Genomic DNA, 22,707 nt, shown 5'->3' on the forward strand with positions numbered 1-22,707 from the left:
AGCCTCTTAAATAACTTCGGGGGCGAGAGAAACGATCTTCATGAACTTTTCAGTACGCAACTCGCGCGTTACTGGTCCAAAGATACGTGTGCCAATTGGCTCTAACTTAGCGTTGAGCAATACCGCAGCGTTGCCATCGAACTTAATCAATGAACCATCTGGACGGCGAACACCCTTAGCAGTTCTCACTACTACGGCGTTATAAATGTCACCTTTTTTTACACGGCCACGTGGAGCAGCGGACTTTACAGTCACTTTAATGACATCACCGATACTGGCGTAGCGACGCTTAGAGCCGCCCAATACCTTGATGCACAAAACTTCACTGGCGCCTGTGTTATCGGCAACCTGTAATCTACTTTCGGTTTGTATCATTTCTAATCCCCAACTTATTGGCCAAAGGCAAACAGTCTTGGTTCCGTCTATGGGCTTTAACGAAAGTTAAAACCCGGAATTAATGAAAAACACTGCTTCTCCAATAAAACCAGAGAAGCCCTCTATTCTACTACGTAAAATAGGGATTTGGGAAGAAACTTCACCAAAATCCCCAATATTTCTTTAAATACCCTTTGAAGCCTCAACTAAACGGGTCACAACCCAAGATTTAGTGCGTGAAATTGGCTTAGATTCAGCAATTTCAACGGTATCACCCATCTTGTATGTGCCAGCTTCGTCATGAGCGTGGTACTTTTTGGATTGACCAACATACTTACCAATCACTGGATGCTTAACTTGACGCTCAACCAACACCGTCACAGTTTTCTGCATTTTGTCGCTAACAACACGGCCCACGAGGGTGCGGCGCAAGGGTTTAGATAATTCTGTCATATCCCTTTTTCCTTATTTCTTTGCAGTCTTTTGGGCGATAAAAGTCTTCACACGAGCGATGTCGCGCTTATTTTTACCCAATTGGCTGGTATTTGTGAGTTGCTGAGTACCTTTTTGCATGCGGAGCTTGAAACCGGTCTTAAGCAACTCGGTTAACTCTGCATTTAAAGCTGTCAGATCTTTTGAAGCTAATTCTGTATTTTTCATAATCTCTATCCCGATCAACCTAAGTGGCGAATCACGAAAGTGGTCTGTAAAGGCAACTTAGCGGCAGCAAGCTTGAAAGCTTCGCGCGCCAATTGCTCATCGACACCGTCCATCTCGTAGAGCACTTTGCCTGGTTGAATTTCAGCTACGTAGTACTCTGGATTACCTTTACCGTTACCCATACGTACTTCAGCAGGTTTTTGTGAAATTGGCTTATCTGGGAAAATGCGAATCCAAATACGGCCACCACGTTTAATGTGACGAGTCATTGCACGACGTGCTGACTCGATTTGACGAGCAGTCAAACGACCACGGCCAACGGCCTTCAATCCAAAGTCACCAAAGGCAACTGAACTACCGCGTGTTGCCACGCCAGTGTTACGGCCTTTTTGTTCCTTACGATACTTGCGACGCTTTGGTTGTAGCATACTTACTCTCCTGACTTCTGCGTATCTGCGGCAGGTGTTTCAACCTTACGCACACGCTTTACTGCTGGCTTAGCAGCAACTAATGGCTTGTCTGTGCCAGCAGCTGGTTTACGAGCAGCTGTCTTGCTTGGAGCACGACGAGTTTTCTTTTCTTCGGCAGCTGGTTCAGCGGCTTGTGCAGCAACTTGAGCTTCTGCACCACGACCCAATGTGTCACCTTTGTATACCCAAACTTTTACACCGATGATGCCGTATGTAGTTTCAGCTTCTGATGTTGCGTAATCGATATCGGCCTTCAATGTATGAAGTGGAACGCGACCTTCACGGTACCATTCGCGACGAGCAATCTCAGCACCATTCAAACGGCCTGATGACATGATCTTGATGCCTTGTGCGCCAAGGCGCATTGCATTTTGCATTGCACGCTTCATCGCACGACGGAACATGATACGTTTTTCGAGCTGCTGGGTAATTGAGTCTGCAATTAATTGCGCGTCAACTTCTGGCTTACGAATTTCTTCAATGTTTACGTGAACTGGAACACCCATACGTTTTTGTAATTCGCGGCGGAGTACTTCAATATCTTCGCCTTTTTTACCGATTACAACGCCTGGACGTGAGCTATATATAGTGATACGGGCATTCTTTGCAGGACGCTCAATCACAACTTTACTTACAGATGCATTCTTTAATTTCTTCTTGAGATAGATGCGGACATCTACGTCCTCTTTCAACATCTTTGCGAAGTCAGTATTGTTTGCATACCACTTTGATGTCCAATTCTTCGTTACCGCGAGTCGGAATCCGGTTGGGTTTATCTTTTGTCCCATATCTTTCCTTAGTTACTCAAGGTCACGGTAATGTGACATGTTTGTTTTTCAATTTGATTGCCACGACCCTTTGCGCGTGCTGTGAAGCGCTTCAAGGACGTACCTTTATCAACAATAATTGTTGATACCTTGAGCTCATCAATATCAGCACCTTTATTGTGTTCAGCGTTGGCCACTGCAGACTCAACCACTTTTTTCACAATGAAGGCAGCTTTCTTGGGGCTGAAGTTCAAAATGTTTAATGCGCGAGCAATTGGCAAACCACGAATTTGGTCAGCGACCAAACGTGTCTTTTGCGCAGAAATGCGGGCACCCTTGTGAATAGCTTTAACTTCCATCATCATCCCCTTACTTCTTCGTTACTTTCTTGTCAGCAGCGTGACCTTTGAAAGTACGGGTCAAGGCAAATTCGCCTAACTTATGACCCACCATGTTTTCTGATACATATACCGGAACGTGTTGACGACCGTTATGCACAGCAATCGTCAGACCAATAAAGTCTGGGAGGATTGTTGAACGGCGTGACCAAGTTTTGATCGGCTTTTTGTCTTTGTTGGCTTGTGCAACTTCAACTTTTTTTACTAAGCTGGCGTCGCAAAATGGGCCTTTTTTAGCTGAACGTGTCATATCTATTTATCCTTATCGCTTAACGTTTTTGACGACGTTGAACGATCATCGAAGTTGTACGCTTATTGCGACGTGTACGATAACCTTTGGTTGGAGTGCCCCATGGGGATACAGGTACACGGCCTTCGCCAGTTCTACCTTCACCACCACCGTGTGGGTGATCTACTGGGTTCATTGCCACACCGCGAACGGTTGGGCGAATACCACGCCAGCGATTTGCACCAGCTTTACCGATAACACGCAAGCTATGCTCTTCGTTGCCAACTTCGCCAATAGTGGCGCGGCAGTCAATCAGAACACGACGAACTTCACCAGAGCGCAAACGCACTTGAGCGTAAACGCCTTCACGAGCCAACAATACTGCTGAACCACCGGCGGAACGTGCAACTTGCGCACCTTTACCTGGCATGATTTCAACGCAGTGAATGGTGCTACCAACTGGAATATTGCGAATTGGCAAGTTGTTACCAGACTTGATTGGGGCTTCTGAGCCACTCATCAATGCCTGACCAACAGTCATACCTTTAGCAGCAGGAATGTAGCGACGCTCACCATCAGCAAACACGATCAATGCAATATTTGCACTGCGGTTTGGATCGTATTCCAAGCGTTCAACTTTTGCTGGAATACCATCTTTGTCGTTGCGTTTGAAATCAACAACGCGATAGTGATGCTTATGACCACCACCTTTATGACGGGTAGTGATGTGACCGTTATTGTTACGGCCCGCTTTTTGAAACTGTGGCTCTAACAACGGTGCAAAAGGTTTACCTTTATGGAGGTCAGGATTGACCACCTTGACCATTGAGCGACGACCTGGTGAGGTCGGTTTTGTCTTCATCAAAGGCATGATTAATTCGCCTCCGCTTCAAAGTTAATTTCTTGACCTGGCTTCAAATTCACATAGGCCTTCTTGGTATGGTCACGACGACCTTCAAAACGGCCATAGCGCTTAGGCTTACCTTTTTGATTCACGATTTGAACTGAGTCAACTTGCACTTTGAAGAGCAATTCAACTGCTTGTTTAACATCGAGCTTATTTGCGTCGCGGGCTACTTGAAAAACTACTTGTTCGTTTTTCTCTGCAACCATAGTGGCTTTTTCAGAGATAACCGGTCCAAGTAGAACCTTCATTAGGCTGTGATCGTTTTTACGGACTTGGCTCATTTCAGCAACTCCTCAATTTTTGCGATCGCTGCTTTGCTTACCAATACTTTTTTGTATTGAACCAAAGCTAATGGATCAGCGTGCTGTGGCTCACATACAGCAACTTTATGCAAGTTACGTGATGCCAAGTACAAATTCTCGCTAACCTGATCAACAATGATCAAGACTGAATCCAAGCCCATTGCTTTAACTTTGTCAGCTAAAACTTTAGTCTTTGGAGCGTCAAGAGAAAATTGATCAACTACATTCAAACGACCTTCGCGGGCCAACTGAGACAAAATTGATCTCATACCAGCGCGGTACATTTTCTTGTTTACTTTTTGGCTGAAATTCTCTTCTGGAGAATTCGGGAATATGCGACCACCTCCACGCCACAGCGGGGAAGAGCTCATACCAGCACGTGCACGACCAGTACCTTTTTGACGCCAAGGCTTCTTGGTTGTGTGCTTAACTTGCTCACGGTCTTTTTGTGCACGGTTACCGCTGCGTGCATTTGCTTGGTAAGCCACTACAACTTGGTGTACCAAGGCTTCGTTATATTCACGTTCGAATACTTCTGGTGAAGCTTGTACGCCCGCACCTAAAGTACCGTTGTCTTGGAAAAGCTTAAGTTCCATATTCGCTCTCCTTATTTCTTCTTCAACGGTGTCTTCACCGCTGGAGTAACAATAACTTTACCGCCTGGGGCACCTGGAATAGCGCCTTTAACCATGATGAGATTACGTTCTGCATCAATGCGTGCGATGACTAAATTTTGAACTGTACGTGCAACGTCACCCAAGTGACCGGTCATACGCTTACCAGGGAAAACGCGACCTGGATCTTGCGCCATACCGATAGAGCCTGGTACGTTATGTGAACGTGAGTTACCGTGGGATGCACGACCAGAAGCGAAGTGATAACGCTTAATGGTACCTGCGTAGCCCTTACCGATAGACACACCCTGTACGTCCACTTTTTGACCAGCAGTAAATGCAGTGTCAGCAGGAATTACTTGTCCTGGCGTCATTTCTGCGATTTTTGCTGCGTCTAATTGGAATTCGTTGAGCCCGTTACCAGCCATCACACCAGCTTTGGCGAAGTGACCAGCCATTGCTTTAGTAACGCGAGTAGCTCTACGTGTGCCATGTGCTAACTGGATAGCATCATAGCCATCAGTTGCCTGGGTCTTGATTTGAGCGATTCTGTTGTCGCTCACGTCAATTACGGTCACAGGGATTGAATCCCCTTCGTCCGTAAATAGACGGGTCATGCCGACCTTGCGGCCGATTAAGCCTAAGCTCATATTCATGCTCCACGCCGACTTCGATTGGTCGGCAAAATTAATTTAAGTGATTTACAAGTAAAAGTACTTCTAAATCAATAACTTACAACGTTTTTAGTGCTGATAAAACTAAGATTTTCGCCCAAATAATTGAGCGAAGCCTTAGATTCTATCCCGAAAACCCAGTCTTGACAAGCAAAAAGACCGGAAACAACAAATTACTGCAACTTAATTTCGACGTCCACACCTGCTGGGAGATCTAATTTCATCAAAGCATCTACAGTTTTCTCTGTAGGATCAACGATATCCATCAAACGGAGATGGGTGCGGATCTCTAACTGATCACGGGATGTCTTGTTCACGTGTGGTGAACGCAAGATATCAAAACGCTCAATACGGGTTGGCAAAGGTACTGGACCCTTAACAACTGCACCAGTACGCTTAGCTGTATCAACGATTTCAGCTGCAGACTGGTCGATTAAACGGTAATCAAATGCTTTAAGGCGAATACGAATTTTTTGGTTTTGCATATTAATTCCAAAGAGCGTTGTGGTGCTGCCACGTTATACATCTAAAGAGCTCGGTGACATCAGCAGCACTGATGTCACCGGTTAGCAAACCGCTAAATATTATTTACTTCCACTACCTGAATCTATTTACTACTTAAGCCAAAATCTTTGCAACCACACCGGCGCCAACAGTACGGCCACCTTCACGGATCGCAAAACGTAAACCTTCTTCCATCGCGATTGGAGCGATGAGCTTTACGGTAATCGAAACGTTATCACCAGGCATCACCATTTCTTTGTCTTTTGGCAACTCGATTGAACCAGTTACGTCCGTTGTACGGAAGTAAAACTGTGGACGATAGTTGTTAAAGAATGGAGTATGACGACCACCTTCGTCTTTACCCAAGATGTAAACCTCGGCTGTAAAGTGAGTATGTGGGGTGATTGAACCTGGCTTAGCCAATACTTGGCCGCGCTCAACTTCTTCACGTTTTGTACCACGTAACAAGATACCAACGTTATCGCCTGCTTGACCTTGGTCGAGCAATTTGCGGAACATTTCAACACCAGTACAAGTTGTCTTGAGTGTTGGCTTGATACCAATGATTTCGATCTCTTCACCAACTTTAACGATACCGCGCTCGATACGGCCTGTAACTACAGTACCGCGACCAGAGATAGAGAACACGTCTTCTACTGGCATCAAGAAGGCGCCATCAACAGCACGTTCTGGAGTAGGAATAAAGGTATCTAATGCTTCAGCCAATTTCATGATGGCTTCTTTACCCAATGGGCCTTCGTCGCCTTCAAGGGCTAACTTAGCAGAACCACGAACGATTGGTGTGTCATCACCAGGGAATTTGTATTTAGATAAAAGCTCACGAACTTCCATTTCTACGAGCTCTAACAACTCTTCGTCATCAACCATGTCGCACTTGTTCAGGAACACGATGATGTAAGGAACACCCACTTGGCGTGCCAAGAGGATGTGTTCACGAGTTTGTGGCATTGGGCCGTCAGCAGCAGAGCAAACTAAAATTGCGCCGTCCATCTGAGCAGCACCAGTAATCATGTTCTTAACGTAGTCAGCATGTCCTGGGCAATCAACGTGTGCATAGTGACGGTTTGCTGTCTCGTACTCAACGTGTGCTGTATTAATCGTAATACCGCGTGCTTTTTCTTCTGGAGCAGCATCGATCTGATCGTATGCTTTAGCTTCGCCACCGAATGCTTTAGAAAGCACGGTTGCAATTGCTGCTGTCAATGTGGTTTTACCGTGGTCAACGTGACCGATGGTGCCTACGTTTACGTGCGGTTTTGTCCGCTCGAATTTTTCTTTTGCCATTTTTAATCTGCCTTCTTTAGCTAGTCAATATTCAAAATTAATGTGGATAAATTACTTCGCTTTAGCAGCCATGACTGCTTCAGCAACGTTCTTCGGTGCTTCGGAATAATGCTTAAATTCCATGGTGTAGGTAGCGCGACCTTGGGTCAACGAGCGCAAGCCAGTTGAGTAACCAAACATCTCTGCCAACGGCACTTCAGCGCGAACAATCTTACCGCCGCCTGGAATGTCATCCATACCTTGCAAAATACCGCGACGGGATGAGAGGTCACCCATTACGTTACCCATGAAATCTTCTGGTGTTTCAACTTCAACAGCCATCATCGGCTCAAGCAACACTGGGGATGCTTTACGCATACCGTCTTTGAATGCCATTGAGCCTGCCATCTTAAATGCGTTTTCATTGGAGTCAACGTCATGGTATGAACCGAAGAACAATGTAGCTTTGATATCTACAACTGGATAGCCAGCCAAAATACCGGAATTCAATGTTTCGATAATTCCTTTTTCTACTGCAGGGATGTATTCACGTGGAACTACACCACCTTTAATAGCGTCAACGAATTCAAAACCTTTGCCTGGGGCTTGTGGCTCTAACTTCAATACCACGTGACCGTATTGACCACGACCACCAGACTGCTTAACGAATTTCCCTTCGATCTCTTCGCAAACTTTGCGAATGGTTTCGCGATAAGCAACTTGTGGCTTACCAACAGTTGCCTCAACGCTGAACTCACGCTTCATACGGTCAACCAAAATTTCCAAGTGGAGCTCGCCCATACCGGAAATAATTGTCTGGCCTGATTCTTCGTCAGTCTTCACACGGAAAGAAGGATCTTCTTGCGCCAAGCGATTCAAAGCAAGACCCATTTTTTCTTGGTCAGCCTTAGTCTTTGGCTCTACAGCTTGTGAAATCACTGGCTCTGGGAATACCATGCGCTCCAAAATCACGATGCTATCTGGATCACATAATGTTTCACCAGTAGTTGCGTCTTTTAGGCCTACTGCTGCAGCGATATCGCCAGCATAAACTTCTTTAATTTCTTCACGTTGGTTAGCATGCATCTGCAACAAACGTCCAACACGCTCTTTTTTGCCCTTAATTGGGTTGTAGATTGTGTCGCCAGATTTCATTACACCTGAGTAAACGCGGAAGAAAATGAGCTGGCCAACGAATGGGTCAGTCATGATCTTAAATGCCAATGCAGAAAACTTAGCATTATCAGACGCTTCACGTGTTGCAGGTGTGCCGTCTTCTAATTCACAAGGAACTGGTGGAACATCCAATGGGGATGGCAACAGCTCAACTACTGCGTCCAACATCGCCTGAACACCTTTGTTTTTGAAAGCGGTTCCGCACAACATTGGAACGATTTCATTGGCAATAGTGCGTTGACGCAATGCTGCTTTAATTTCTTCTTCGGTCAAGCCTTCGCCGCCGAGATACTTTTCCATCAACTCTTCTGAGCTTTCAGCAGCAGCTTCGAGCATCTTCTCGCGCCACTCTTCAGCAGAAGCTTGTAATTCAGCAGGAATATCTTCGTAGGTAAACTTAGTACCTTGTGAGGCTTCATCCCAATAGATGGCCTTCATCTTTACTAAGTCTACAACGCCCTTGAAGTTTTCTTCTGCGCCGATTGGAATTTGAATCAAGATAGGATTTGCTTTGAGGCGAGTCTTCATTTGGTCATAAACCTTGAAGAAGTTCGCACCGGTACGGTCCATCTTGTTTACGAATGCCAAACGTGGAACTTGATACTTGTTCGCTTGACGCCAAACAGTTTCGGATTGTGGCTGCACACCACCTACCGCACAGTAAACCATGCAAGCACCATCCAACACGCGCATTGAACGCTCAACTTCAATAGTGAAGTCTACGTGTCCTGGGGTATCAATAATATTGATACGGTGCTCTGGAAAATTACCAGCCATACCCTTCCAGAACGTTGTAGTAGCAGCAGAAGTAATCGTGATACCACGCTCTTGCTCTTGCTCCATCCAGTCCATGGTTGCAGCGCCGTCATGTACTTCACCGATCTTGTGATTAACACCGGTGTAGAACAGAACGCGTTCCGTAGTTGTTGTCTTACCTGCGTCAATGTGCGCAGAAATACCGATATTGCGGTATTTGTCGATAGGGGTTTTACGTGCCACTGTTGGTGCCTTTTCTTGACTATTTGATTAGAAGCGGAAATGTGAGAAAGCTTTGTTAGCTTCTGCCATACGGTGAACTTCTTCACGCTTCTTCATTGCTCCGCCGCGACCTTCTGCAGCTTCTAATAATTCGTTGGCCAAACGTTGAGCCATAGATTTCTCACCGCGCTTTTTAGCAGCTTCGCGCACCCAGCGCATTGCCAAAGCAGAACGGCGTGATGGGCGAACTTCAACAGGAACCTGGTAGTTAGCGCCACCAACACGACGGCTCTTCACCTCAACCATTGGCTTAACGTTGCCCATAGCTGTTGAGAAAATTTCGAGTGGTTCTTTGTTTGCTTTTTTCTCGATGTGATCAAAGGCACCGTAAACGATACGCTCTGCAACCGATTTCTTGCCGTCCAACATGAGGACGTTCATGAATTTAGCTACTTCTACATTACCGAATTTTGGATCCGGCAAAATTTCCCGTTTGGGAACTTCACGACGACGTGGCATAACTACTCCTTCAGTTCAGTTAGGGGCGACCCACATGGATCACCCGCTCCGGTTGCCCTACTATCTAAGAAGATTCTTAGACGGAACAACCACTTACTTGTCTTTTAAGTCTGACAAACGAAGACTTGCTGCAAATACTTTAAGTTGCTATTAAGCAGCTTTTTTAGCGCGCTTAGCACCGTACTTGGAACGTGATTGCTTACGGTCTTTAACGCCTTGCAAGTCAAGTGAGCCACGAACGATGTGATAACGAACACCTGGCAAATCCTTTACACGACCACCACGGATTAACACTACTGAGTGCTCCTGGAGGTTATGGCCTTCACCACCAATGTATGAAATGACTTCAAAACCATTGGTTAAGCGAACTTTAGCTACTTTACGCAGCGCAGAGTTAGGCTTTTTAGGAGTAGTGGTGTACACACGTGTACAAACACCACGGCGCTGCGGACTGTTTTCCAGTGCAGGGCTCTTGCTTTTAACGATCAGCCTGGATCTTGGCTTACGTATTAATTGATTAATTGTTGGCATAAAATAGCTCGGTTAGTACTTCTTTGTTGCTTTTTTTAAGAAAATCAATGACTTAGAGAATTTCTAGGTCAAAAAGACCCTCTTCTGAATCAGTAGAACTCAGCATTCTAGCTTGGCCAGCCTTTTCCGTCAACCAAATGGGGAAAAAACTGGCCATTTCTGGCCAGAATTACCAAATTAGCTCGGATCAGCCTCCCCAGCAGGAGCAACGACTTCAGCCTCAATTTCTACAGGCATATTGGCCATTGCTTCCTCTTCGGCGGCAATCATTTGAGCGCGGTCACGCTCGAATTGCTCTCTGACCTTGCGTGCACGGCGATAAGACAAGCCGGTACCAGCAGGGATCAGACGACCAATAATGACGTTTTCCTTGAGGCCACGGAGTGTATCGGTCTTGCCCATAATGGCGGCTTCGGTCAATACACGGGTGGTTTCTTGGAAAGAAGCCGCTGAAATGAAGCTGTCTGTCGACAAGGATGCTTTAGTAATACCCAACAGTACGTTTTCGAACTGGGCTGGGCGCTTACCTGCGGCAATCACTAAATCGTTAGCGTCATACAGTTTTGAACGCTCAACTTGCTCACCAGTGATGTAGGCAGTATCGCCACCATCAGTGATCTGCACACGACGCAACATTTGACGCACGATCACTTCAATGTGCTTGTCATTAATCTTCACGCCTTGCAAACGGTAAACGTCTTGAACTTCATCAACGATGTAGATCGCCAACTCTTCAATACCTCTGAGAGTCAAAATGTCATGTGGATCAGCAGGGCCTTCCACAATCATCTCACCCTTGTTCACAACTTGACCGTCATGAACGAGAACTTGCTTCTCTTTTGGAATCAAGAATTCATTGGCTTCGCCATCCATATCGGTAATGACCAAACGCTGTTTACCTTTGGTTTCTTTACCGAAGGAAACGGTTCCAGTAACTTTCGCCAGTACAGCTGCATCTTTTGGTGAACGTGCTTCGAACAATTCTGCAACGCGTGGCAAACCACCGGTAATGTCGCGAGTCTTCTGTGATTCGATTGGAATACGTGCCAATACTTCACCAACTTCGACCTTCTGACCATCTTTAACAGTAATCAAAGCGCCTACTTGGAGGCCAATGTTTACAGGGTGATCAGTACCGGCGATCATGACTTCGTTACCCTTGTCATCAACCAAGTTGATCATTGGGCGAACGCCTTTGCTTGCAGCAGAGCGACGTTTGCCGTCAATCACCACCAAAGTGGACAGACCAGTAACTTCGTCAACCTGCTTAGCAACGGTGACGCCTTCTTCAACGTTATCAAAGCGAGCGATACCCGCGTACTCAGAAATAATCGGACGTGTTAATGGATCCCATGTCGCCAAGCTTGCGCCAGCCTTAACAGCAGCATCTTCTTTCAACAAGAGAGTTGCACCGTAAGGTACTTTATGACGCTCGCGCTCACGACCATTCTCGTCAACGATCAAGGCTTCACCAGAACGTGAAATCACGATCTGCTCACCCTTGGCGTTCTTCACAACACGCATCGTGCCAGAGAACTTCAAAGCACCGTTAGATTTGGCTTCAATATTGCTTGCAACCAAAGCACGTGACGCTGCACCACCAATGTGGAAGGTACGCATCGTCAACTGTGTGCCTGGCTCACCGATGGACTGAGCAGCGATAACACCAACTGCTTCACCAACGTTCACCAAACCACCGCGACCTAGATCGCGTCCGTAGCACTTAGCGCATAAGCCAAAGCGGGTTAAGCAAGACAATACTGTGCGAACTTTAACTTCGTCGATACCCAATGCCACGATTTGATCAACATGATCTTCGTCAAGCAATGTGTCATTCGGAACAATGACTTCTTGTGTATCAGGGTGAACGATGTCACCGATACATACACGACCCAAAATACGATCGCGCAATGCTTCGATAATTTCGCCGCCTTCAACCAGCGCCTTCATTGTTACGCCAGAAGTTGCGCCGCAATCATCTTCAATCACCACGAGATCTTGAGTAACGTCGCACAAACGACGTGTCAAGTAGCCAGAGTTCGCTGTCTTCAACGCGGTATCAGCAAGACCTTTACGAGCACCGTGGGTTGAAATGAAGTACTGTAATACGTTCAAGCCTTCACGGAAGTTCGCAGTAATTGGGGTTTCAATGATCGAGCCATCAGGCTTAGCCATCAAACCACGCATACCAGCCAACTGGCGAATCTGCGCTGCAGATCCACGCGCACCAGAATCCGCCATCATGTAGATAGAGTTAAAGGATTCTTGACGCACAGTCTTACCGTTACGGTCGAGTACGTCAACGTGTGACAACTCGTCCATCATTGCCTTACCAACTTGGTCGCCTGCTGCACCCCAAATATCAACCACGTTGTTATAACGCTCTTGATTGGTTACGAGACCTGACATGAACTGCTTGTCATACTCTTTAACCTTGGCAGAAGCCTCGGTGATGATGCGCTCTTTAGAGGTCGGGATCAACATATCGTCGATCGCAACTGAGATACCAGCATTGGTAGCCAAGTGGAAACCAGACTGCAAGAGGCGGTCAGCAAAAATAACCGTTTCACGCAATCCACACTTACGGAATGAAGTGTTGATCAAGCGTGAAATTTCTTTTTTCTTCAAGGGCTTGTTAATTTCCTCGAAAGACATGCCTTTAGGCAAAATCTCAGACAAGATTGCACGGCCAACTGATGTTTGATAGATCTTGGTCTTTTCAGCAAAACGGGCATCGCCCTCTGCCTTCTTGTCCACAATCTCAAACTCAGTAATACGAACAGCAACACGAGAAGCCAATTCAACTTGACCTGCTTCGTATGCACGTACTACTTCAGTAATGTTAGCGAAGACCATGCCTTCGCCTTTACCGTTGATCTTGTCACGTGTAGCGTAGTACAGACCCAACACCACGTCCTGTGAAGGAACGATTGATGGCTCGCCGTTAGCTGGGAACAATACGTTGTTCGAAGCCAACATCAATGTACGTGCTTCCATTTGCGCTTCGAGCGACAAAGGAACGTGAACCGCCATTTGGTCACCGTCAAAGTCCGCGTTAAATGCCGCGCAGACTAATGGGTGCAATTGGATTGCTTTACCTTCAATCAGCATTGGCTCGAAAGCCTGAATACCAAGACGGTGCAACGTAGGTGCACGGTTCAACATGATTGGATGTTCACGAATCACTTCTTCGAGAATGTCCCAAACGATTGGAGTCTGGCTTTCAACTTCTTTCTTTGCAGCCTTGATGGTGGTTGCAATTCCTAAAGTCTCAAGCTTGTTGAAAATAAATGGCTTGAACAACTCCAAGGCCATCAATTTTGGTAAGCCGCACTGATGCAATTTCAATGTAGGGCCAACCACGATAACTGAACGACCAGAGTAGTCAACACGTTTACCCAACAAGTTTTGACGGAAACGACCGCTCTTACCTTTAATCATCTCAGCCAAGGACTTGAGAGGACGCTTGTTAGCACCAGTCATAGCCTTACCGCGACGACCGTTGTCGAGCAATGAGTCAACCGCTTCTTGCAACATCCGTTTTTCGTTACGAACGATGATCTCTGGTGCGCGCAACTCTAACAAACGCTTCAAACGGTTGTTACGGTTGATTACACGACGATAGAGGTCGTTCAAATCGGAGGTAGCAAAGCGACCGCCATCCAATGGCACCAATGGGCGCAATTCAGGTGGCAATACTGGCAACACTTCCATGATCATCCAGTCAGGCTTAATACCTGAAGTCTGGAACGCCTCGAGCACTTTTAAGCGCTTAGCGTATTTCTTGATCTTGGCATCGCTACCAGTAGCTTTTAAATCAGCACGAATGGTCTCTACTTCACGATCGATATCAATCGAACGCAAGAGATCACGAATACCTTCCGCGCCCATGATGGCCGTAAATGCGCCGTCACCATACTCTTCAGTCTTGGCAATGTATTCGTCCTCAGACATGATCTGACCACGCTTCATCGCGCCTTCAGGAGTCATGCCAGGATCAACCACTACATATGCTTCAAAGTAGAGAACGCGCTCGATATCACGCAATGTCATATCGAGAACCATGCCCAAACGGGATGGCAAGGACTTCAAGAACCAGATGTGCGCTACAGGGGCTGCCAACTCAATGTGGCCCATACGCTCACGACGTACCTTGGCGAGAGTAACTTCAACACCGCACTTCTCGCAGATTACGCCACGGAACTTTAAGCGCTTGTACTTGCCGCATAAGCACTCGTAGTCTTTGGTTGGTCCAAAAATCTTGGCGCAGAACAAACCATCACGCTCGGGCTTAAAAGTCCGGTAGTTGATGGTTTCTGGTTTGCGTACTTCACCAAAAGACCATGAGCGAATTTTCTCAGGAGATGCGAGACCAATTTTGATGACATCAAACTGCTCTTCGCCCTGCGTTTGCTTAAATAAATCGAGCAATGCTTTCATATCAGTTGCGCTCCATGTCAATGTCAATACCCAACGAACGGATTTCTTTTACCAGCACGTTGAAGGATTCGGGCATGCCAGCATCAATCGTGTGCTCGCCCTTGACGATGTTTTCGTAAACCTTGGTACGGCCTGCGACGTCATCGGACTTCACTGTCAGCATTTCCTGCAAGACATATGAAGCACCGTATGCTTCGAGGGCCCAGACTTCCATCTCACCAAAGCGCTGACCACCAAACTGAGCTTTACCGCCCAATGGCTGTTGCGTTACTAAAGAGTAAGGTCCGGTTGAGCGTGCGTGCATCTTGTCATCGACCAAATGGTGGAGTTTCAAGACGTGCATTACACCAACTGTTACTGGACGCTCAAATTGATCGCCAGTACGGCCGTCGCACAAAATCATTTGCTGACGTGAAGGGGTCATCTTCAAAGATTTAGCAACATCTTCTGGATACGCCAACTCGAGCATGCGTCCGATTTCAGCTTCAGTAGCACCGTCAAACACTGGAGTAGCGAATGGCAAGCCTTGGCGTAAATTCTCAGCCAAAACTGTGATCTGCTCATCAGTAAAGTTGTCAATGTCTTCAATGCGACCGGTTTCGTTGTAAAGCTGCTTCATGAACTTACGAAGTTCAGCTTGCTTAGCTTGTTGACGAACCATCTCATCAATACGCTTACCAATACCTTGAGCCGCCCAACCTAAATGGGTTTCCAAGATCTGCCCTACGTTCATACGGGAAGGAACACCCAATGGGTTCAAGACGATGTCAACAGGGCGTCCGTCAGCCATAAATGGCATATCTTCCGCAGGGGCGATTTTAGAAACCACACCTTTGTTACCGTGACGACCGGCCATCTTGTCACCAGGCTGTAAACGACGCTTAACGGCCAAGTACACCTTAACCATCTTTGTTACGCCAGGCTGTAAATCATCGCCCTGGGTAAGCTTGGTGCGCTTCTCTTCAAAAGCCTCATCAAATTGCTTACGCTTCGCTTCGATAGAAGATTTAATTGCTTCAACTTGTGAGGCAACCTCATCATCTGCTGGACGAACGTCAAACCAATGGTATTTATCTAAGCTGGCAAGGTATTCCTTGTCAATCTTAGTGCCTTTAGCTAATTTCTGAGGACCGCCATTGGCAACTTTGCCAATCAACAGTTTTTCTAAACGCATGAAGGCATCGCCCTCAACAATACGCAACTGGTCGCTCAAGTCCAAACGATAGCGTTGTAATTCTTCTTGAATAATCGCCTGTGCACGTGCATCACGCTCAATACCTTCACGAGTGAAGACCTGAACATCAATAACAGTACCGATCATTCCAGATGGAACACGCAAAGAAGTATCTTTAACGTCAGATGCTTTTTCACCGAAGATCGCACGTAGTAACTTCTCTTCAGGAGTGAGAGTAGTCTCGCCCTTTGGAGTTACCTTACCAACCAATACGTCGCCAGCTTCAACTTCAGCACCGATGTAAACAATACCGCTCTCATCCAAACGGGAGAGTTGTGACTCTGCCAAATTAGAGATGTCGCGAGTAATTTCTTCTGAACCAAGTTTGGTATCACGTGCAACTACTGACAACTCTTCAATATGAATGGAGGTGTAGCGGTCATCAGCAACAACTTTTTCAGAGATCAAGATTGAATCTTCGAAGTTGTAACCGTTCCATGGCATAAATGCCACAGTCATGTTTTGACCCAAAGCCAATTCACCCAAATCGGTAGATGCGCCGTCAGCAACAACGTCACCACGCGCTACGCGATCACCAGCCTGAACGATTGGACGTTGGTTGATGTTGGTATTTTGGTTTGAACGGGTGTACTTGATGAGGTTATAAATATCCACACCAACTTCACCGGCAGCTGTCTCATCATCGTTTACACGAATCACAACACGGTTAGCATCGACATAATCAACGATACCGCCGCGAGACGCCAAAATAACTGTGCCGGAGTCAACCGCAACAATACGCTCTAAACCTGTACCAACCAATGGCTTATCCGGACGCAAGCAAGGAACTGCTTGACGCTGCATATTTGCACCCATCAAAGCACGGTTTGCATCATCGTGCTCTAAGAATGGAACGAGTGAAGCAGCAGCAGAAACGATCTGGCTAGGAGCAACGTCAATGAAATCGATGCGCTCTGGGCTAACCATCATGGTCTCACCAGCTTGACGAGCAGAAACCAATTCGTCGGCCAACTTACCGCTCTTGTCGATTGTTGCGTTTGCTTGAGCAATCACATACTTTGCTTCTTCAATTGCTGAGAGGTAAACCACTTCATCGCTTACCTTGCTATTGGAAACTTTACGGTATGGGGTTTCTAAGAAACCGTGCTCATTCAAACGCGCAAATAACGCGAGTGAGTTGATCAAACCAATGTTTGGTCCTTCTGGAGTTTCAATTGGGCAAACACGTCCGTAGTGGGTTGGATGCACGTCGCGCACTTCAAAGCCTGCGCGCTCGCGGGTCAAGCCACCAGGTCCCAATGCAGAAATACGACGCTTGTGCGTGATCTCTGAAAGTGGGTTGGTTTGGTCCATAAACTGGGACAACTGTGAAGAACCGAAGAACTCACGAATAGCAGAAGAGATTGGCTTGCTGTTAATCAAGTCATGAGGCATGAGGTTTTCTGTTTCGGCTTGGCCGAGACGTTCTTTAACCGCACGCTCAACACGTGACAAACCAGCACGGAATTGGTTTTCAGCCAATTCGCCAACGCAACGTACACGACGATTACCCAAGTGATCGATATCGTCTACTTCGCCTTTGCCGTTACGCAAATCTACGAGGGACTTAATAGTGTCGAGAATATCTTCGTTTGACAGAACCATTGGGCCTTCCATTTCTGGACGGTTCAAACGGCTGTTGACCTTCATACGGCCAACGCGTGACAAATCGTAAGTATCTTCGTTGTAGAACAAGCGCTGGAACAAGGCTTCAACAGCATCTTCTGTTGGAGGCTCACCAGGACGCATCATGCGGTAGATGGCAATACGAGCAGCCATTTGGTCCGCAGTTTCATCAGTACGCAATGTCTGAGAAATGTATGCACCAGAATCCAAATCATTGGTGTAGATAGTTTCTAATTGCTTGATGCCTGCATCGCGCAATGTAGCCAATACCTCTTCAGTGATTTCATCATTAGCGTAGGCCAAGATTTCACCAGAATCTGGATCAACAATATTGCGTGCCACTACACGACCAATTAAATAGTCGTCTGGTACAGCGATTGTTTTAGTTTTAGCAGCTTCGAGTTCACGAATATGCTTTGCATTGATACGCTTGTCTTTTTGAATGACAACAACGCCATTCTTGTCGAGCACATCAAAGCTAGCCAACTGACCACGCAAACGCTCTGGCACAAATTCCATTGAACCGCCGTTAGCAGTTAATGAGAAATGGTCAAAGTTAAAGAAGTTAGCAAGAATCTGTTCGTTGTTTAAACCAATTGCTTTGAGCAAAATGGTGACAGGCATCTTACGACGACGGTCAACGCGGAAATAGAGAATGTCTTTCGGATCAAACTCGAAATCGAGCCATGAACCACGGTAAGGAATGATGCGTGCTGAGAACAGCAACTTACCTGAGCTATGTGTTTTACCCTTATCGTGCTCGAAGAACACGCCTGGGGAACGGTGCAACTGAGAAACGATCACGCGCTCAGTACCATTGATCACAAAAGAGCCATTTTCTGTCATGAGTGGAATTTCACCCATGTAGACTTCGCTCTCTTTTACCTCTTTAACCTTAGTAGGCGCTTCGCGATCATAAATAATCAAGCGAACTTTTGCACGCAAGGCAGAGTGGTATGTGTAACCACGCTGTTGACATTCTTTAACGTCAAATGGTGGCTGTGATAACTGGTAAGACACGTATTCCATACGTGCATAGCCGTTGTTAGACACAATTGGGAATGCTGATGTAAAGGCAGCTTGAAGTCCCTCAGTAAGACGAGACATTGCTGGCTTTTCAGCCTGTAAAAATTTAGCGTAGGATTCCAGCTGCGTTGCGATCAGGTACGGAACCTGGTGGTTATTTACTCGCTTAGCAAAGCTTTTACGGACTCGCTTGCGTTCGGTGAAGCTATAGTTCATTTCATCTCCGAATTCAGCGACTGTACAAAGATTTGGCGATTGGCCACTACCAATCACTGGCGGACAACACTCAATCGTATAGATTCAGTGTCCGACCAAACTTGCATTCTGCAGTCGTATCAGAAGGCAAACCCGATTTCAATCAGAAATGAAATCGGGTTTGACCTCTAAAGATCAAACCCAACGTAACTAACGACTCCTTTTGGGAGGCGTTAGAAAAGTTTGTGTTACTTGATTTCTGACTTAGCGCCTGCTTCGTCAAGCTTCTTCTTAGCTTCTTCAGCTGTCTTCTTATCAACAGCTTCTTTGATTGGCTTCGGTGCACCGTCAACCAAGTCCTTAGCTTCTTTCAAGCCAAGACCAGTAATTTCGCGAACTGCCTTAATTACTGAAACCTTGTTTGCGCCAGCTTCGAGCAAGTTAACAGTGAATTCTGTTTGCTCTTCAGCAGCAGCGCCGCCAGCTGCACCAGCAGGACCAGCAACAGCCATCGCTGCAGCTGAAACGCCAAACTTCTCTTCGAACGCCTTAACCAAGTCGTTCAAATCCATAACGGACATGCTACCTACTGCATCAATGATTTCTTCTTTAGTAATCGCCATTTTTAGCTCCTAATACTTAAATAGTTAATCTGTCGCTTATTCAGCGGCAGGGGTTTGCGGTGTTTCTGTTCCAGCTTCTGGGGCTGCGGCTGCAGGCTCAGCACTTGCTTCTGGAGCGGCGGCTTCAGCAACTACTTCTGCTGGGGCTGCTACTACCTCTGCTATCGGTGCTGCAACAGGAGCAGGTGCTCCTTCTGCCTTTTGTGCTGCTACTGCGCCCAATACGCGAGCCATTGCAGAAACTGGGGCCAACATCACACCCAACAACTGAGATAACAACTCGTCGCGGCTTGGAATAGACGCGAGGGATTTAACACCCGCTACGTCCAACAACTTGCCGTTATATAAGCCAGCAGTAATGACTAGCTTGTCTTGAGTCTTAGCAAAGTTCTGCAATACTTTTGCCGAAGCAATCGGATCAGCAGAGATGCCATAGATCAAGGGGCCAACCATCGAATCAGCAAGAGGCTCAAACTGTGTGCCTTGTGCAGCACGGCGTGCCAATGTGTTCTTCAAAACGCGAAGATATACACCTTGGTCACGTGCGCTAGCACGTAGCTTTGTCAACTGCTCTACTGGAATACCGCGGTATTCAGCAAGCACGACTGTTTGAGCTCCAGCCAATTGAGCGCCGACATCAGCAACAATCGCTTTTTTGTCTTGTACATTCAAAGGCACGGTTTAACTCCTAAAAAACCAACTGTTTCCAGTTGGGGTTACACACCAGCGTCTGATCATTTGTTCACAAAGTTCTTGTGAAAATCTTTTCAGGGTCGCCATCTGCGCTGGCTATTACTTTCGTAACGATTAAGAATTAACTCTTTACAAGCAACTAATTCACCAACGGTCTTTGATGTTCGACTCTCACCCAAAGAGCGGGAGTCGACCCAAAGTTCTTTTTTGTTACAAGCTAATTAAGCTGCCGCCTGTAACGATGCTTGGTCTACGCGTACGCCGGCACCCATGGTGCTGCTTACGGCAACCTTCTTTAAATAAATACCCTTAGATGCAGGTGGCTTTGCTTTATTCAACGCCTCAAGCAATGCGAGCAAGTTTGACTTCAATGCAGTTGGCTCAAATGAACGACGGCCAATGCTTGCGTGCACGATGCCGGCTTTGTCCACACGGAACTGAACTTGACCAGCTTTTGCATTTTTAACTGCAGTAGCAACGTCAGGAGTAACTGTTCCAACTTTTGGATTTGGCATCAAACCACGTGGGCCTAATACTTGACCTAAAGTACCAACAATTTTCATTGTGTCTGGGGATGCGATCAAAATATCGAAATCAATTTTGCCGCCTTTAATTTGCTCAGCAAGTTCTTCCATGCCAACGATTTCTGCACCAGCGGCTTTAGCTTGCTCAGCCTTCTCGCCTTGAGCAAAAACAGCTACACGAACATGCTTACCTGTACCAGCTGGGAGCACTACTGCGCCACGCACAACTTGGTCAGATTTCTTAGCATCAATACCTAACTGAACCGCAACGTCGATTGACTCATCAAACTTAGCAGTTGCACACTCTTTAACGAGGTTCAATGCGTCATCTAATGAGTAGAACTTGTTGCGATCAACTTTAGATTGAATTGCTTTAACGCGTTTAGATAATTTAGTCATGATTAGAGACCTTCCACAGTGATGCCCATGGAACGGGCGCTACCAGCGATTGTTCTAACAGCTGCGTCCATATCGGCTGCTGTCAAATCTGGCATCTTTGCTTTAGCGATTTCTTCCGCTTGAGCACGAGTAATTGAACCCACTTTATCGGTATGAGGACGTGGTGATCCTTTTTCAATCTTCGCAGCCTTCTTGATCATGATGGTCGCTGGAGGAGTCTTCATGATGAATGTGAAGCTCTTATCAGCAAACGCTGTAATCACGACTGGAATTGGAAGACCTGGTTCCATGCTCTGAGTTTGAGCATTGAACGCCTTACAGAATTCCATAATGTTAAGACCGCGTTGACCCAATGCTGGACCTACGGGTGGTGATGGATTTGCTTTACCTGCAGGGATCTGCAGCTTGATAAAGCCAATAATCTTCTTTGCCATGTGTGCTCCTTAAAGCGCGCCTAACCTCATAAGGAAAGACCGCTGTTGAGTAAACGCTTCGCTAGTTTTTGGCTTTCTAGCTCCGCTCCTCGGTTAATTACTAAATCTAAATAACCATCTAAAACAACTTTTACTGCTACCGCAAAAAAGGACTAAGTCCTTGTTTTTACATCTTCTCTACCTGGCCGAACTCCAGCTCAACTGGGGTACCGCGGCCAAAAATTGTAACAGAAACGCGCAATCTTGACTTCTCATAATTGACTTCTTCGATATTTCCGTTGAAATCAACAAATGGTCCTTCTTTAACTCGCACGATCTCGCCAACTTCAAATAGGGTCTTAGGCTTAGGTTTATCCACCCCAGCCTGCATTTGATCCATGATTTTTGCTACTTCCGCAGTGGAAATCGGGCTTGGGCGGTTACGAACCCCACCTACAAAGCCAGTCACTTTTGGAGTGTTTTTTACTAAATGCCAGCTTTCATCCGTCATTTCCATCTCAATCAGGACATATCCTGGGAAGAAACGACGCTCAGAAACTGACTTAGTGCCGGACTTGATCTCCACAACCTCTTCGGAAGGGACCAAAATACGGCCGAATTTCTCAGGCATACCAGAGCGTGCAATACGCTCTTCAAGGCCTTTTTTCACGCTCTTTTCCATTCCAGAATAAGCATGAATGACGTACCAGCGCATATTGCCGGTAGCCTGTGGATTAGTAGCTACTTCAGAATCAATCATTTTTTACTCACTTCCAGCCCAAAAAGACTGAAAAAACTAGCCATTCAATCAATTTGTCTGCAATCCACAAAAACAAGAACATGATCAGAACAAAGCCAAATACGACTAGAGTCATTTGGGTGGTCTCTTTACGAGTTGGCCAAACAACCTTTTTTACTTCATACCAAGAATCTTTTGCGTAGGCGATGAAACGACGCCCATCAGGAGAAATTGCCACAATCAAAACTGCAGCTGCGATGCCGCCAAATAAAACAGCAAGACGAATCAATATAGATTGATCAGCGAGCGTGTAGTACAAAACTAACGCTGCAACGACGATTAAAGCAGCGAGTACAGTGACCCAGCTGCTTTTTTCTTCAGAATGACTTGCTGTTTGATGAGACATT

General features: G+C 46.4%; 23 protein-coding genes and 1 pseudogene. All 24 read right to left on the reverse strand.

The annotated features are described in order from the left end of the window. Positions 1-6: 6 nt before the first annotated feature. Positions 7-375, reverse strand: coding sequence for a 50S ribosomal protein L14 (rplN, locus tag ICN48_RS03495; RefSeq protein ID WP_015420241.1), 369 nt, complete (start codon positions 373-375; stop codon positions 7-9). 183 nt (positions 376-558) lie between these two features. Continuing rightward, entirely contained in the window at positions 559-828 is a 270-nt protein-coding gene (gene rpsQ / locus ICN48_RS03500) for a 30S ribosomal protein S17 (RefSeq protein ID WP_011901909.1), read from the reverse strand. 12 nt (positions 829-840) lie between these two features. Further along, the gene (gene rpmC, locus ICN48_RS03505) at positions 841-1,035 is read right to left on the reverse strand and encodes a 50S ribosomal protein L29 (RefSeq protein ID WP_216152342.1); all 195 of its coding nucleotides are present in this window, start codon (positions 1,033-1,035) and stop codon (positions 841-843) included. A 14-nt stretch (positions 1,036-1,049) separates the two neighbouring features. After that, the gene (gene rplP, locus ICN48_RS03510) at positions 1,050-1,463 is read right to left on the reverse strand and encodes a 50S ribosomal protein L16 (protein ID WP_011901907.1); all 414 of its coding nucleotides are present in this window, start codon (positions 1,461-1,463) and stop codon (positions 1,050-1,052) included. A gap of 2 nt (positions 1,464-1,465) precedes the next feature. After that, positions 1,466-2,293, reverse strand: coding sequence for a 30S ribosomal protein S3 (rpsC, locus tag ICN48_RS03515; RefSeq protein WP_216152343.1), 828 nt, complete (start codon positions 2,291-2,293; stop codon positions 1,466-1,468). A gap of 8 nt (positions 2,294-2,301) precedes the next feature. Further along, positions 2,302-2,634: a 50S ribosomal protein L22 gene (rplV, locus tag ICN48_RS03520; protein WP_215392687.1), complete on the reverse strand. Its 333-nt coding sequence runs from the start codon at positions 2,632-2,634 to the stop codon at positions 2,302-2,304. A gap of 7 nt (positions 2,635-2,641) precedes the next feature. Further along, positions 2,642-2,920 (reverse strand): 30S ribosomal protein S19, encoded by a 279-nt coding sequence (gene rpsS / locus ICN48_RS03525; protein WP_011901904.1) that lies wholly within the window; start codon positions 2,918-2,920, stop codon positions 2,642-2,644. 19 nt (positions 2,921-2,939) lie between these two features. Further along, on the reverse strand, positions 2,940-3,770 hold the full coding sequence (gene rplB, locus ICN48_RS03530) for a 50S ribosomal protein L2 (RefSeq protein ID WP_216152344.1): 831 nt from the start codon (positions 3,768-3,770) through the stop codon (positions 2,940-2,942). 2 nt (positions 3,771-3,772) lie between these two features. Then, positions 3,773-4,087 (reverse strand): 50S ribosomal protein L23, encoded by a 315-nt coding sequence (gene rplW, locus ICN48_RS03535; RefSeq protein WP_216152345.1) that lies wholly within the window; start codon positions 4,085-4,087, stop codon positions 3,773-3,775. Further along, positions 4,084-4,704 (reverse strand): 50S ribosomal protein L4, encoded by a 621-nt coding sequence (rplD, locus tag ICN48_RS03540; protein ID WP_216152346.1) that lies wholly within the window; start codon positions 4,702-4,704, stop codon positions 4,084-4,086. Before rplD ends, rplW begins: the two co-directional genes overlap by 4 nt. Positions 4,705-4,715: 11 nt before the next feature. Continuing rightward, complete coding sequence (gene rplC / locus ICN48_RS03545; RefSeq protein ID WP_216152397.1) at positions 4,716-5,372, reverse strand: 50S ribosomal protein L3; 657 nt, start codon at positions 5,370-5,372, stop codon at positions 4,716-4,718. Positions 5,373-5,569: 197 nt separating this feature from the next. Then, entirely contained in the window at positions 5,570-5,881 is a 312-nt protein-coding gene (gene rpsJ, locus ICN48_RS03550) for a 30S ribosomal protein S10 (RefSeq protein WP_011901899.1), read from the reverse strand. A gap of 133 nt (positions 5,882-6,014) precedes the next feature. Beyond that, positions 6,015-7,205: an elongation factor Tu gene (gene tuf, locus ICN48_RS03555; protein WP_216152347.1), complete on the reverse strand. Its 1,191-nt coding sequence runs from the start codon at positions 7,203-7,205 to the stop codon at positions 6,015-6,017. Positions 7,206-7,256: 51 nt separating this feature from the next. Next, the gene (fusA, locus tag ICN48_RS03560; protein WP_216152348.1) at positions 7,257-9,359 is read right to left on the reverse strand and encodes an elongation factor G; all 2,103 of its coding nucleotides are present in this window, start codon (positions 9,357-9,359) and stop codon (positions 7,257-7,259) included. A gap of 27 nt (positions 9,360-9,386) precedes the next feature. After that, the gene (gene rpsG, locus ICN48_RS03565) at positions 9,387-9,857 is read right to left on the reverse strand and encodes a 30S ribosomal protein S7 (RefSeq protein ID WP_011901897.1); all 471 of its coding nucleotides are present in this window, start codon (positions 9,855-9,857) and stop codon (positions 9,387-9,389) included. Positions 9,858-10,007: 150 nt separating this feature from the next. After that, on the reverse strand, positions 10,008-10,388 hold the full coding sequence (gene rpsL, locus ICN48_RS03570) for a 30S ribosomal protein S12 (RefSeq protein WP_011901896.1): 381 nt from the start codon (positions 10,386-10,388) through the stop codon (positions 10,008-10,010). A 177-nt stretch (positions 10,389-10,565) separates the two neighbouring features. After that, complete coding sequence (gene rpoC, locus ICN48_RS03575) at positions 10,566-14,828, reverse strand: DNA-directed RNA polymerase subunit beta' (RefSeq protein ID WP_216152349.1); 4,263 nt, start codon at positions 14,826-14,828, stop codon at positions 10,566-10,568. A gap of 1 nt (position 14,829) precedes the next feature. Beyond that, on the reverse strand, positions 14,830-18,930 hold the full coding sequence (rpoB, locus tag ICN48_RS03580; RefSeq protein ID WP_216152350.1) for a DNA-directed RNA polymerase subunit beta: 4,101 nt from the start codon (positions 18,928-18,930) through the stop codon (positions 14,830-14,832). 227 nt (positions 18,931-19,157) lie between these two features. Next, positions 19,158-19,532 (reverse strand): 50S ribosomal protein L7/L12, encoded by a 375-nt coding sequence (gene rplL / locus ICN48_RS03585; protein ID WP_173941805.1) that lies wholly within the window; start codon positions 19,530-19,532, stop codon positions 19,158-19,160. A gap of 159 nt (positions 19,533-19,691) precedes the next feature. Further along, a pseudogene (rplJ, locus tag ICN48_RS03590) lies at positions 19,692-20,210 on the reverse strand (50S ribosomal protein L10); the annotation flags it as partial. 236 nt (positions 20,211-20,446) lie between these two features. Continuing rightward, positions 20,447-21,148, reverse strand: a complete 702-nt coding sequence (gene rplA, locus ICN48_RS03595) for a 50S ribosomal protein L1 (protein WP_071464433.1) — start codon at positions 21,146-21,148, stop codon at positions 20,447-20,449. Positions 21,149-21,150: 2 nt separating this feature from the next. Beyond that, the gene (rplK, locus tag ICN48_RS03600) at positions 21,151-21,582 is read right to left on the reverse strand and encodes a 50S ribosomal protein L11 (protein WP_068320088.1); all 432 of its coding nucleotides are present in this window, start codon (positions 21,580-21,582) and stop codon (positions 21,151-21,153) included. Positions 21,583-21,748: 166 nt separating this feature from the next. Then, on the reverse strand, positions 21,749-22,321 hold the full coding sequence (nusG, locus tag ICN48_RS03605) for a transcription termination/antitermination protein NusG (RefSeq protein WP_216152352.1): 573 nt from the start codon (positions 22,319-22,321) through the stop codon (positions 21,749-21,751). A 7-nt stretch (positions 22,322-22,328) separates the two neighbouring features. Beyond that, on the reverse strand, positions 22,329-22,706 hold the full coding sequence (gene secE, locus ICN48_RS03610; protein ID WP_216152353.1) for a preprotein translocase subunit SecE: 378 nt from the start codon (positions 22,704-22,706) through the stop codon (positions 22,329-22,331). Position 22,707: the final 1 nt, after the last annotated feature.

Source organism: Polynucleobacter sp. JS-Safj-400b-B2 (assembly GCF_018881975.1).
GTDB lineage: Bacteria > Pseudomonadota > Gammaproteobacteria > Burkholderiales > Burkholderiaceae > Polynucleobacter.